Origin of the sequence: Ruoffia tabacinasalis (assembly GCF_042652985.1) — a bacterium.
GTDB lineage: Bacteria > Bacillota > Bacilli > Lactobacillales > Aerococcaceae > Ruoffia > Ruoffia tabacinasalis.
The window spans coordinates 1-12,019 of record NZ_JBHSHQ010000006.1 but is presented as its reverse complement, the minus strand read 5'-3'; the positions used below and the strand labels follow the sequence as shown (position 1 = coordinate 12,019).

Annotated in this window: 13 protein-coding genes and 1 pseudogene; 10 read left to right on the top strand and 4 right to left on the bottom strand. The window is 37.7% G+C overall.

The annotated features are described in order from the left end of the window. Positions 1–128 precede the first annotated feature (128 nt). Complete coding sequence (locus ACFO5Y_RS00965) at positions 129–680, bottom strand: DUF924 family protein (protein ID WP_197104900.1); 552 nt, start codon at positions 678–680, stop codon at positions 129–131. A 112-nt stretch (positions 681–792) separates the two neighbouring features. Between ACFO5Y_RS00965 and ACFO5Y_RS00960 the strand changes: the two genes are divergently transcribed. The 3 genes from ACFO5Y_RS00960 (at position 793) to proS (ending at position 3,607) form a co-directional block, all read left to right on the top strand. After that, positions 793–1,272 carry an LURP-one-related/scramblase family protein gene (locus tag ACFO5Y_RS00960; protein WP_197104899.1) on the top strand — a complete coding sequence of 160 codons (480 nt, stop codon included), beginning with the start codon at positions 793–795 and terminating at the stop codon, positions 1,270–1,272. Positions 1,273–1,289: 17 nt separating this feature from the next. Continuing rightward, a complete protein-coding gene (gene lepB / locus ACFO5Y_RS00955; protein ID WP_197104898.1) occupies positions 1,290–1,901 on the top strand; it encodes a signal peptidase I in 612 nt (203 codons plus the stop codon). A gap of 266 nt (positions 1,902–2,167) precedes the next feature. Further along, on the top strand, positions 2,168–3,607 hold the full coding sequence (gene proS / locus ACFO5Y_RS00950; protein ID WP_197104897.1) for a proline--tRNA ligase: 1,440 nt from the start codon (positions 2,168–2,170) through the stop codon (positions 3,605–3,607). Positions 3,608–3,719: 112 nt separating this feature from the next. Here the strand turns inward: proS and ACFO5Y_RS00945 are convergent, their stop codons facing one another. Together ACFO5Y_RS00945 and ACFO5Y_RS00940 are read right to left on the bottom strand one after the other, a co-directional pair. Continuing rightward, the gene (locus ACFO5Y_RS00945) at positions 3,720–3,902 is read right to left on the bottom strand and encodes a hypothetical protein (protein WP_197104896.1); all 183 of its coding nucleotides are present in this window, start codon (positions 3,900–3,902) and stop codon (positions 3,720–3,722) included. Between the two features lie 253 nt (positions 3,903–4,155). Then, the gene (locus tag ACFO5Y_RS00940) at positions 4,156–4,464 is read right to left on the bottom strand and encodes an ABC transporter permease subunit (RefSeq protein ID WP_197104895.1); all 309 of its coding nucleotides are present in this window, start codon (positions 4,462–4,464) and stop codon (positions 4,156–4,158) included. A gap of 300 nt (positions 4,465–4,764) precedes the next feature. Here ACFO5Y_RS00940 and ACFO5Y_RS00935 point away from each other — a divergent pair, with 300 nt between their 5' ends. After that, entirely contained in the window at positions 4,765–5,682 is a 918-nt protein-coding gene (locus ACFO5Y_RS00935; RefSeq protein WP_197104894.1) for an ATP-dependent 6-phosphofructokinase, read from the top strand. 23 nt (positions 5,683–5,705) lie between these two features. Further along, positions 5,706–7,709 (top strand): transketolase, encoded by a 2,004-nt coding sequence (gene tkt / locus ACFO5Y_RS00930; protein ID WP_197104893.1) that lies wholly within the window; start codon positions 5,706–5,708, stop codon positions 7,707–7,709. 93 nt (positions 7,710–7,802) lie between these two features. Here tkt and ACFO5Y_RS00925 read toward each other — a convergent pair whose 3' ends face one another. Beyond that, positions 7,803–8,735 (bottom strand): sugar-binding transcriptional regulator, encoded by a 933-nt coding sequence (locus tag ACFO5Y_RS00925; protein ID WP_197104892.1) that lies wholly within the window; start codon positions 8,733–8,735, stop codon positions 7,803–7,805. Between the two features lie 153 nt (positions 8,736–8,888). Between ACFO5Y_RS00925 and ACFO5Y_RS00920 the strand changes: the two genes are divergently transcribed. The 5 genes and pseudogenes from ACFO5Y_RS00920 to ACFO5Y_RS00900 all read left to right on the top strand — a co-directional run. Further along, positions 8,889–9,728 (top strand): class II fructose-bisphosphate aldolase, encoded by an 840-nt coding sequence (locus tag ACFO5Y_RS00920; protein WP_197104891.1) that lies wholly within the window; start codon positions 8,889–8,891, stop codon positions 9,726–9,728. Between the two features lie 11 nt (positions 9,729–9,739). Continuing rightward, on the top strand, positions 9,740–10,432 hold the full coding sequence (locus ACFO5Y_RS00915; RefSeq protein ID WP_269434934.1) for a triose-phosphate isomerase: 693 nt from the start codon (positions 9,740–9,742) through the stop codon (positions 10,430–10,432). 12 nt (positions 10,433–10,444) lie between these two features. Further along, the gene (locus tag ACFO5Y_RS00910) at positions 10,445–10,966 is read left to right on the top strand and encodes a YjbQ family protein (protein ID WP_197104890.1); all 522 of its coding nucleotides are present in this window, start codon (positions 10,445–10,447) and stop codon (positions 10,964–10,966) included. 72 nt (positions 10,967–11,038) lie between these two features. Continuing rightward, entirely contained in the window at positions 11,039–11,566 is a 528-nt protein-coding gene (gene srlA, locus ACFO5Y_RS00905) for a PTS glucitol/sorbitol transporter subunit IIC (protein WP_197104889.1), read from the top strand. A 31-nt stretch (positions 11,567–11,597) separates the two neighbouring features. Further along, positions 11,598–12,019 (top strand): annotated as a pseudogene (locus ACFO5Y_RS00900) (PTS glucitol/sorbitol transporter subunit IIB); the annotation flags it as partial.

Below are 12,019 nucleotides of genomic sequence, written 5' to 3'. Positions count from 1 at the left end.
CTCAACCACCCGAGCTGGCGAATCAGCACCAACTGCGCCAGCTCAAATGCCTGAGCTGGCGAATACACCAAATGACCCAACCCAAAACAGAAAAAAGTCCGTAGCACATTTGCTGCGGACTTTTTATATTAGAAACTGCTATCAGGTTCAGTCAGAAACTCTGCTTCTTCCGGAGTGGTCTCACGTCCTAGAATCTCGTTCCGATGAGGATAGCGACCGAAGCGGTCAATGATATCTTTATGTAAGTTTACATAGTGCAGTGTATTCTCGTCACCGATTTCAGTAAAGATACGCAAAGCAGTTTCGTGAATTTCAGCAGATTCGGAATGCATGAAAGGCATCATCGCGAAGCATTTTTCATGAATAGAGAATTCTTCTTCAAACTCAGGAAGCTGATATAATTCTTGCGCTAAGACGAGTGCCATCGCATCTTGGGTGAAACTCTTCTCGTCGCCTCGGCATAAGTTACGCGAGAATTGGTCGAGCACAATAATTTCAGCGAGGCGCCCATATGGATGGTCACGCCACTCCCATAACAAGCCAGCACATGCGGCTTCCCAAGTTTTTCCAAAACGCTGTCTAATTTCGGAATCGAAATCATCATTTTTCTCAAATAACAAGTCCGCATTTTCAGGGGCAAACCAAAAGTCTAATACATCTTGATAACGAGCTAGTTTCACAAATAATTCCCTCCGCTTTTATTAGTATACATTTTATAGTAAAAACATTTTCTTAAATACAATTGAACATTAAATATAATAAGATTATAATAAGGCTCAAGGGGTGATATAAATGCAATTATACATGAAACAAAAAATGTTATCATTTAAACAGAATTTTAATATTGTCGATAGCAATCAGAAGCCGGTTTACAAAGTGGACGGAGAGTTTCTTACACTTGGTAGAAAATTGCACATCATTAACATGGAGACCAATGAAGAGGTCGCTTTAGTTAAACAAAAAGTATTATCACTCATGCCACAAGTGGACGTCTTTGTCCGAGGTCAAGAAGTCGCAAGTATTCGCAAACGCATCACGTTATTTAAACCACAATTTGATATTGAAAAAATTGGTTGGACAATAAAAGGCGATTACTTTGCGCACGATTATATTATTTATGATCGAGAAGGAGATTTAATTGCTCAAATAAATAAAAAATTCTTTGCTATGAGCGATACATTTGAATTTAATATCGATTCGGAAGAAGTTGACCCAGTTATGGTAATTGCGGTCGTGTTAGCCATCGATACAGTAATGGATAGTAAAGATTAAGTAGATTGAGGTAAAAGATGACTTTTAAAGGTATTATCAGAGAAATAATCAGCACGCTTATCTGGGTTGCAGTGATTTTTCTAGGAATTAAAGTGTTTTATGCGTACGTCATGGAACCGTTTATTGTGGATGGAAGATCAATGGAATACACATTACATGACGGCGAGAAAATGTTTATGATGAAATTAAACGATATTGAGCGCTTTGATGTGGTCGTGTTCCCAGCACCTGGAGGACCGATTCCTTCAGACGAGCCGCAAAGTTTATATATTAAACGTGTAATTGGAGTGCCCGGGGACACAGTTGCTTATCAAGATGACCAATTAATATTAAACGGCGTTCAAATGGATGAACCGTATTTAGACGACATGCGCGCAGATGTATTAGGAAACTTTACGAGTGATTTTCAATTAGAAGAAATTACTGGAACTGCAACCGTACCGGAAGGGCAAGTCTTCGTTATGGGAGACAACCGTCGCAATTCACTTGACGGACGGGCATTTGGCTTCATCGACGCCGAAGATATTATCGGAGAGGCAGATTATATTTACTGGCCACTTTCTAGTATGCGAGCGCTTGATCAATATGAAATGAATGAAAATCAAGACACAATTGTCCAAAGAGATTGAACTTTATACAACAAATAGCTATAATATAAGCATTGTTAGAATAGTAAACGAATTGATGGTAATAAGAGAAAGTCACCTAGGCTGAAAGTGACGTGCCCACTCATTCGTTGAACCTACTAAACAGTTTATGGACTCGCCTCCTTATCGGCTCTAAGCTGGTTGGCAACATGCCGACAACTGAGGTGGTACCGCGGAGATCAACTGTTCTTCGTCCTTATTTGGACGGGAACAGTTTTTTTATGCACAAAATTAAACAGGAGGTTACTATGGTAACGAGAAAAGAAGATTTTTCAAAATGGTATATCCAAACAATTCAAAAAGCTGACTTAATGGACTATTCACCCGTACGTGGTTGTATGATTTTCAAACCCAACGGTTTCGAAATTTGGGAGCATATTCAAGGAGCTTTAAACTACAGATTCAAACAAGAAGGTATCCGTAACGCATACTTCCCAATGTTAATTCCTGAGAGCTTCTTCAATAAAGAAAAAGATCATATTGAAGGATTCTCACCAGAATTACCGTGGGTTACTGAAGCTGCGGGTGAGCCATTAGAAGAGCGCTTAGCGCTACGTCCAACATCAGAAACGATGTTTGGTGATGCGTATTCTAAATGGATTAACTCATACCGTGATTTACCAATGGAAATGAACCAATGGGCAAATGTATTTCGCTGGGAAAAACGTACAATGCCATTCCTTCGTACGTCAGAATTCTTATGGCAAGAAGGGCATACGGCTCACGCCAATGCTGAAGAAGCTAAAAGACGTACACAACGTATGTTAGATATTTATGCAGAAGTGATTGAAGGCGTATTAGCTATTCCAGTATTTAAAGGTGAAAAAACACCTTCAGAACGCTTTGCTGGTGCAGAACGAACTTACTCTGTTGAAGCAATGATGCAAGATACAAAAGCTGTTCAAGCAGGGACAAGTCACTACATGGGAACGAAATTCGCTGAAGCTTTTGATATCAAATACTTAAACAGCGACAACGAACACGTTCACGCATTCACGACATCATGGGGTGTATCAACACGTTTAATCGGAGCAATGATCATGTCTCACGGTGACGACCAAGGACTAATTATGCCACCAAAAGTTGCACCGCAACAAGTCGTATTCATTCCTGTTGGACCATGGCAAAAGAACCCAGCGATCATGGACAAAATCTATGAACTGAATGAAGAATTAGCAAGCAAGCAAATCCGTACAGTCATCGACGGAAGCGACAACCGTCCAGGTTACAAATTCAATGAATGGGAATTACGCGGTGCGCCACTTCGTGTAGAAATTGGACCACGTGACTTAGAAAACAATAAAGTCATCGTTAAAGCGCGTGACTTAGATGAAAAAGTAGATGTTGAATTCGCAAACTTTGCTGATTACATCGAAAATGCCTTAGATGAAATGCAAAATCGCCTATTAGAATCAGCACGCGAACGCAATTCACAACACATCTATACGGACATCAATACATTAGAAGAACTTGAAAACCATATTGAAGCGAAAAAAGCTGCAAACGAAAACCCAGGTTGGATCTTAGCAGGATGGGACGGAACGGAAGAATCAGAAGCGAAGATTAAAGAACGCACTGGTTTCACAACACGTAACATTCCAGTAGATGGTACAGTTGACAAAAAAGCTGAATGTATCGTCACAGGTAAACCAGCGAAAGAAACTGTTTGGTTAGCCAGAGCATACTAATTTAAAGAAAATTAAACCGAGACTGTGTAAAAACAGCCTCGGTTTTTTGTTGAGATCTCGTGACCTCATAAACAAGAAAAACCGTCCTCGAAAGGACGGTTTAATTATTGACTTACTTATTTAATAACGCTTCAGTTTCGATTTTTACTTTCTGTAAATAACGAATTGTATCTTCTTCAAAAGGATGTCTAATCCCACACCCAGGTGTAAGAATTAAGTGCTTTCCACCAGACTCTGTAATTGAACGGTAAATTTGATGACGAAGAGGGTTGCGATTATTATGTGTAATATCCATACGTGCAATGCCACCCATGACACATTTGAATGAACGATTAACGGCACCCCGCGCATATAAGAGACAAATAGACGAACGAGTGGTGTAATAACCGGTACAGGCTTCATCTTTAATTGTGCGAAGACAGCCCCTAATAAAGTCCCAAAGACTAACACCATAGCAGCAATTCCAAAAGTCCGCGGTACAGCCAGCATGACAACCCAAATAGTATCAATCATAACTTGTGTATCAAAATTCAATGTACTTAACCTCCTTATCTTTGATAGTAGCGACTATAACGCTTCTCGATGAAATTCAATCCGAATACGAGAAGTGAAGACAGCGCCCAGTAAATTAACGCTATCGCAATATATACTTCAAGTTGATAAACACCGGAAGTGTTCGCGATTATAATATCTGCTTGTCCCATTATATCGACTAAACCGATTAAGAACAGTAACGAAGTATCTTTTAACAAATCAATTAACGCATTTCCTAAACTGGGTAACGCAATCGGTAATACTTGTGGGAAAATAATGCGACGATGTTTTTGCCAACTTGTCATACCTTCAACTACTAACATTGCCTACCTCCTAACTCGGGCATAACCCAAGAGTATCAATATTCAGTTATATGTTATTTGAAGGGAATTGTATACTGAATAGACCTAAATACTGGCATTGGGTAGAGGCGAATGGTAAGGTTTGTGACATTCGACACATGATGTGGCATATGCTTTACAATGTTGTGAAAGCGTTGTATAATCATTCATAAGAAGTATTTTTTAGTTTGATAAGTGCTTTACAAATGATTATATTGAGCATATTTGTTAAACTATAATTTGTATTAGCTTTAGTGTAAAAATCAGATTTAGGAGAGTCAGATGAAGCGTATTGGTGTACTAACAAGCGGGGGCGATGCTCCAGGAATGAATGCGGCCATTAACGGAATTGTTGATGAGGCACGCAAACATAACATCGAAGTTCGTGGTTATCTAGAGGGGTATGCTGGTTTAATCGCGAATGATTATATTGAATTGACACCTGAAGTTGTAAAACCACATCATCATGTGGGCGGAACTTTCATAGGTACGTCAAGGTCGGAAGAATTCAAAAAAGCCGAGGTTCAAGCTGGAGTTGCTAAGCAATTAAAGCAAGATAATGTAGATGGACTAGTTGTCATTGGTGGAGATGGGTCATATCATGGTGCTTATAGTTTATCGAAACTAGGTATACAAACCATTGGGATTCCTGGAACGATTGATAATGATATTCCACTTACAGAATTAACTTTAGGCTTTAAAACTGCTGTTCGTAATGTTGTTGAAACGGTTGATATTATCATGCAATCTGCGTCAAGCCATAAACATCTTTATTGTATTGAGGTGATGGGCCGTAGAGCTGGAGATATTGCAAGATGGACCGGTCGCGCGCTAGACGCAGATGGTATAATTGCTGAACCAGGAGATTTTGATGTGAAACGAGTAAAAGAAACCATCGAAAAATCCCAAGATATGAATAAGCGATATCAGTTATTCATCATTGCAGAAGGTGTCATGTCAGCTCAAGAGTTTAAAGAAGTTGTCGAACGTGAGACAGGATATCCAATTCATCCATTATTACTTGGTCATATCCAACGAGGTGGAAATCCAGTTGCCGAGGATCGGATTTTAGGTTTAGATTTCGGAGAACACGCTGTTGCTTTATTAAGAGAAGGAAAGACGGAGCGATGTACAGCGGTTATAGATAATAAGGTAACAGACGTTAGTTTTGAAGAAACATTCGCATTAATAGAAAAATAAAAAAAATTCTTTGGAGGAATATAATGTTTAACGAAAAAGATTTAGTAGCGGTCAATACATTACGTGCTTTAAGTGTGGAACAAGTTGAGAAGGCAAATTCTGGTCACCCAGGTTTACCTATGGGAGCAGCACCAATGGCATATGCTTTATGGGCAGGACATTTAAATGTGAACCCAGAATTATCTGATTGGCCAAACCGTGACCGTTTCGTATTATCTGCAGGACATGGTTCAGCTTTACTATACAGTTTATTACACATGAGTGGTTTCGATGTAACGATTGATGACTTAAAAGACTTCCGTCAAGTTGAAAGTCGTACGCCAGGTCACCCAGAATACCGTCATACAGATGGTGTCGAAGCAACTACTGGACCATTAGGACAAGGGATTGCACAAGCAGTTGGTATGGCAATGGCTGAACAACATACAGCAGCTATCTACAACACAGACGAGCATAAAGTTATCGATCACTACACATATACTTTAGTAGGTGACGGAGACTTAATGGAAGGAATTAGCTATGAAGCCATTTCATTCGCAGGTCGTCAACAATTAGATAAATTAATTGTTCTATATGATTCAAATGATATTTCACTAGACGGTGATTTAGATAAAGCATTCAATGAAGACATTAAAGGACGTTTCGAATCAGCAAACTGGAACTACTTACGTGTTGAAGAAGGAACAGATTTAGATGCTATTTCAAATGCAATTCAAGAAGCAAAAGATAACAAAGGTAAACCAACATTAATTGAAATTAAAACAGTAATTGGTTACGGGTCTCCTCAACAAGGTACTGCGGATACTCACGGTAACCCACTAGGTGCTGAAAACTGGGAAGCAACGCGTAAAGTCTACGGTTGGGATCATGACCCATTTGATGTTCCAGCAGAATCCAAAGCATTATTTGATGAAAAAGTAAAAGCACGTGGTAAAGAAGCATATGAAGCATGGTTAGAAACTTTCAATGCTTATAAAGAAGCTAATCCAGAAAAAGCAGAAGCATTTGAACAAGGATTCAATGGTCATCTAGCTGAAGATTATGATGCGAAATTAGAATATCAAGCAGCAGATGCAAAAGCAGAAGCAAGTCGTGCATCAAGTGGTAAAGCAATCCAAGCTTTAGCAGAAACAGTACCATACTTATGGGGTGGATCAGCTGACTTATCTGGATCAAACAAAACAATGATTGATTCTGATGTAGACTTTATGCCAGAAGACCGCGCTGGACGCAACATTTGGTTCGGTGTGCGTGAGTTCGCAATGGCGGCTATGTTGAATGGTATTGCTTTACATGGTGGGACAAAAGTTTACGGGGGAACATTCTTCGTATTTACTGACTACTTAAAAGCAGCAGTTCGTTTATCTGCAATCTCACAATTGCCAGTAACATACGTTATGACGCATGATTCAGTAGCTGTTGGGGAAGATGGTCCAACCCACGAGCCAATCGAACAATTAGCAGCGTTCCGTGCAATGCCTAACTTAAACTTAATTCGTCCAGCGGACGTAAACGAAACATTCGCAGCATGGAAGATTGCTGTTGAGTCAAGCGACCGTCCAACAATGCTAGTGTTATCTCGCCAAAACTTACCTGTATTAGAAGGTTCTGACACGAAAGCAGAAGAAGGTGTACGTAAAGGTGGATATGTTATCTCGTCAAGTGAAGGTGAAACTCCTGAAGGTATCTTAATTGCTACTGGTTCTGAAGTTAGCTTAGCTGTAGAAGCACAAGCAAAATTAAAAGAACAAGGCGTAGACGTTTCAGTTGTTTCATTACCAGCACAAAACTTATTCGATGAGCAATCAGCAGAATATAAAGAAAGTGTCTTACCAAAAGCTGTACGTAACCGTATGTCAATCGAAATGGGAGCAACATTCGGTTGGGAACGTTATGTAGGTCTAGATGGTGTAACATTAGGAATTGACCGCTTTGGAGCATCAGGTAAAGGTGAAGAAGTGATTGAATACTTCGGCTTTACTGCAGAAAATGTTGTAAGCAAATACACTGAAGCGTTTGGAAAATAATTAAATAAATATTTTTAGATAAGAAAACCGGCATGACTTAAGAAAAGTTATGCCGGTTTTTTGTGTTTTTATAATAATATAATGTATATATTCTCAATTTAATAAAGCATCTGAAATCTCTTGATCGATAATCAAATGATCAACTACTCCCATATTTAATAAAGTTCGTATACTTTGAACTTTTTCTTTTCCCGAAGCAATAACGATGACTTCTTTAACATTCCTTAAATCATTTAAAGTAATGCCCATCATACGCTCTGTTACTGGGATATAGACAGAATCACCGGCTTCATTAAAAAAACTACCAACTATATCACCAATTGCACCGCTATTACGAATTTCATCTTCTTCTTCTTTTGTAAAATATCCTAATATTTTATAAGTAGAAGACTCAATTGGATTCCCAACCCCTAGCACTGCAATATCTACTTCGAGTCCTTTTTTATAAATATCTTGATATAAAGCAGTGGATGCAAATAAATCTCTTACCTCTTTACTTTCAGCTATTGCGGGTGCATAAAAGTATGAAACTTTACTATTATATTTTTCACTAAGACGAAAAGCTAAGTGATTGGAATGATAATGAGTATCTTGAATGCCAATGCCACCAATTAACGGAATAATTTCTAAAGAATCTGAATCAACATAATTAGCTTCGTTAACGTATTCGAGAATAGTAGAACCCCAGCCTAAACCAAGAGTATTAAATTCATTAATGCGAGATTCAATATATTGTGCACACAGTTGTCCTAGTTCTTTTTTTATATTATTAGAATTACTTCCATTGTTTGCAATGTGAGCGGTAGAAATATTGTATTTTTCAATTAAAGAAAATTGTTGGGAATATAAATTAGAATCAGGATGATGGATAGTTATAGTAACGATGCCGCGTTCTTTAGCCTCATTAAGCATCTGAGATACTGTTGGACGAGAAATGTGCAAGCGTTTTGCTATGGTTGCTTGGGTAAGCTTTTCCTTATAATACAAAGTTGCAACTTGAACAATAAGCGAATCACGGTTATACATTTGTAAAGAAACCTCCTTATTTTTACTAAAAATTGGCATATGATATATATGTTGTCTGATGACACAAAACGGTTGAAAAACGCTTTCATGAAGTATAATATATATTTAGAACAAATGTCAAATGATCAAACAAATGTAAGGAAGGGTTCAATTATGTTAGTAAATACAAAACAGATATTTAAAGAAGCGCAAGAAAAAGGATTTGCTGTTCCAGCTGCAAATTTTATTGACTTAGATTCAGCTAGATCATATGTAGAGATAGCAGAAAAAAGAGGTTTACCTTTACTTCTTGCATTTGCACAATCACATAGAGATATTATTTCATTAGAAGAAGCGGCTATTATCGGTAAGTATTTTGCTGAAAAAGCAACAGTACCAATTGCTCTTCATTTAGACCATGGTGCAGATCCAGATTATATCTTTAAAGCTATAGAACTTGGTTTTAAGTCAGTGATGATAGATGCATCAGAAAAGCCTTTTGATGAAAATATCAAAATATCTAAAGAAGTTGTGGATTACGCGCATAAATATGATGTAACTGTAGAAGCAGAATTAGGTCACGTAGGAGCTAATGATACTTCAGAATCAAGTGTTTTAACTGATTCTGTATATACAGAAGTAAAAGATGTTATTCAATTCGTTAAAGAGACTGGAGTAGATTCCTTAGCAGTTTCGATAGGAACAGCTCATGGAGTTTATAAAGGTGAGCCAAAACTAAGTTTTGATAGATTAGAGGATATACATGGAATGACAGATGTACCATTAGTATTACATGGTGGTTCTTCAACTGGAGATACAAACTTAAATAGATGTGCAATGAGTGGAATTGTAAAAATCAATATTTATTCAGATTTCATTAACGGTGCGATCGAAGCTATCACTGAAGAAAAGCCAACAGATTATATAGAATTGAAAAAAATTGCGAATGAAAGAATGAAATCAGTGCTTAATCACTATTATGATGTATTTGAAACTCAGCCGGTAAATTTATAGGAGGAATAAAATTGTCTAAAGTTAAAATTAATAAACCATTTTTTATGTTTAATCCAAAGTCATTTCTATATGGTGATGATTTACTAAAATTAGCTAAAGTAGCAGACGAGCAAGCCAAAAAATATCCAGATTTAAGTATTTTTGTTACTGCTCCATTTTCAGATCTAAAAGCGATAGCTGATGAAACAGAGCATGTAATTGTTACAGCGCAACATATGGATGGCATTCAACCTGGACGAGGAATGGGACATGTACTGCCTGAATCAATTTATAACGCTGGAGCAAGAGCAACATTTTTAAATCATGCTGAACAGCCGATGAAACTAAGTGAAGTAACTGCATCTGTTAAACGTGCGAAAGAGTTAGGAATTATTTCTGTAGTTTGTGCAGATTCAATTGACGAAGCGAAGGCAGTAGCAATGTTAAAACCAGATATAATTCTTTGTGAACCAACTGAGCTAATAGGTACTGGTCAAACAAGTGATGAATCTTATGTTGAAGCTACAAATAGTGCAATTCATGAAGTGGACGAAAACATTTTAATAATGCAAGCAGCGGGAATTAGTACAGCTGAGGATGTGTTCAAGACGATTAAACTAGGGGCTGATGGAACAGGTTGTACGAGCGGGATTACAAAGGCAGCTAATCCAGAACAGATGTTAATTGAAATGATTGAAGCTGCTTATAAGGCTTCTAAGCAATAGGAGGAATCAGTAATGAAAATGTTTAAAGAAAAAATTGAATTAAAGTCAAAGGGAAGTATACCTACATATATCGATATTACTAAAGAGGTGAGAAAGGCAATAGAGGATAGTGAAGTAGAAAATGGTATTGTGACAGTGGTTAGTCCTCACACTACATGTGCTGTGTTTTATGAGGAATATGCCCATGATGAAAATGAAGAAGGAGTAGAGTCGTTACAACAAGATCTAAACAATGCATTAGAAAAAATTATTCCATATCATACATCTGCAGATACATTTATTTATCCTGGTGAGGAGCATTATCAGGCAGTGGAATCTTGGCCAAATGCGGATGAGTATCTTCCAAATGGAGATAGATCTGCTTTATGGAATGGTGATGCTCATTTAAAAGCAACAATTATTGGTTCAAGTGAGTCATTCGATGTAGAAAAAGGAAATTTAGGTGTAGGTTCTACAGGCTATATATATTTTGTGGATTTTGACACTACTAGATCACGTACAAGAAAGTGTTCAATTACAGTTATTGGAGAATAGACACTAAGAAACCTATGATATGTAGGTTTCTTTACAAAAAACAATGGAAGCGTTATCAATAGGAGGGTAATCATGCAATACATAGAGTGGTTTGGGACAAATTTTATCGGGATTTTTCAAGCTGGGGCAGATCAATTTGTAGGATTTATTACAGGAATAGTACCGTTATTAGTTGTATTATTAACATTTACAAATGCTGTAATAGCATTTATAGGGGAAGAGAGAGTTCACGGTTGGATTCAAAAAAGTTCAAAATATGCAATATTAAGATATACAGTTATGCCTGTATTAGCAGTTATGCTGTTAACTAACCCAATGGCGTATACTTTTGGTAAATTTGTCAAGGAAGAACAAAAGCCAGCCTTTTACGATGCCGCAGTAAGTTTTGTACATCCGGTAACGGGTATGTTTCCTTATGCGAATGCGGGAGAATTGTTTGTATATCTAGGAATTGCTAACGGTGTTAGTGAAGCAGGGTACAGCCAAGGTCCATTAGCCGTAAGATATTTAATGGCTGGTGTTGTTGTTATATTAATAAGAGGAATCGTCACAGAGTGGATTACAAAATTATTGATTAGAAGAAGTCAGGCAACAGTTTAATTTAATAATTCAAAAATCGGAGGATTAGAAGATGGAATATAAGAAAGTGAAAGTAAACAAAGGCCAAGGTGGCTGGGGTAAAGGATTAGAGATCCATCCAGAAGGTAAAAAGAATAAAATCGTATCGGTAACGGGTGGAGGAATTCATCCGGTTGCTAAAAGAATTGCTGAGCTTACGGGTGGGGAAGCTATTGATGGCTTTAATAATTCTGTTCCAGATGACGAGATTGCGACTGCGGTTATTGACTGTGGTGGAACAGCTCGAATTGGAGTCTATCCAATGAAGGGGATCTTAACAGTGGATGTTTTAGCTTCAGGTCCATCCGGTCCATTAGCTAAACATATTAATGAAGATAACTTTGTCTCAGGGGTTCGACCTAAGGATGTTGAATTATTAGACGGTTCAGAGGCTACTTCTGAACCAGTAACAATTACTACAGAGGAAACAATCCA

Excerpts from the sequence above, each read along its gene's own strand:
- ACFO5Y_RS00960 (WP_197104899.1), top strand. The coding sequence starts at position 793 with ATGCAATTATACATGAAACAAAAAATGTTATCATTTAAACAGAATTTT.
- lepB (WP_197104898.1), top strand. The coding sequence starts at position 1,290 with ATGACTTTTAAAGGTATTATCAGAGAAATAATCAGCACGCTTATCTGG.
- proS (WP_197104897.1), top strand. The coding sequence starts at position 2,168 with ATGGTAACGAGAAAAGAAGATTTTTCAAAATGGTATATCCAAACAATT.
- ACFO5Y_RS00945 (WP_197104896.1), bottom strand. The coding sequence starts at position 3,902 with ATGGATATTACACATAATAATCGCAACCCTCTTCGTCATCAAATTTAC.
- ACFO5Y_RS00940 (WP_197104895.1), bottom strand. The coding sequence starts at position 4,464 with ATGTTAGTAGTTGAAGGTATGACAAGTTGGCAAAAACATCGTCGCATT.
- ACFO5Y_RS00935 (WP_197104894.1), top strand. The coding sequence starts at position 4,765 with ATGAAGCGTATTGGTGTACTAACAAGCGGGGGCGATGCTCCAGGAATG.
- tkt (WP_197104893.1), top strand. The coding sequence starts at position 5,706 with ATGTTTAACGAAAAAGATTTAGTAGCGGTCAATACATTACGTGCTTTA.
- ACFO5Y_RS00925 (WP_197104892.1), bottom strand. The coding sequence starts at position 8,735 with ATGTATAACCGTGATTCGCTTATTGTTCAAGTTGCAACTTTGTATTAT.
- ACFO5Y_RS00920 (WP_197104891.1), top strand. The coding sequence starts at position 8,889 with ATGTTAGTAAATACAAAACAGATATTTAAAGAAGCGCAAGAAAAAGGA.
- ACFO5Y_RS00910 (WP_197104890.1), top strand. The coding sequence starts at position 10,445 with ATGAAAATGTTTAAAGAAAAAATTGAATTAAAGTCAAAGGGAAGTATA.
- srlA (WP_197104889.1), top strand. The coding sequence starts at position 11,039 with ATGCAATACATAGAGTGGTTTGGGACAAATTTTATCGGGATTTTTCAA.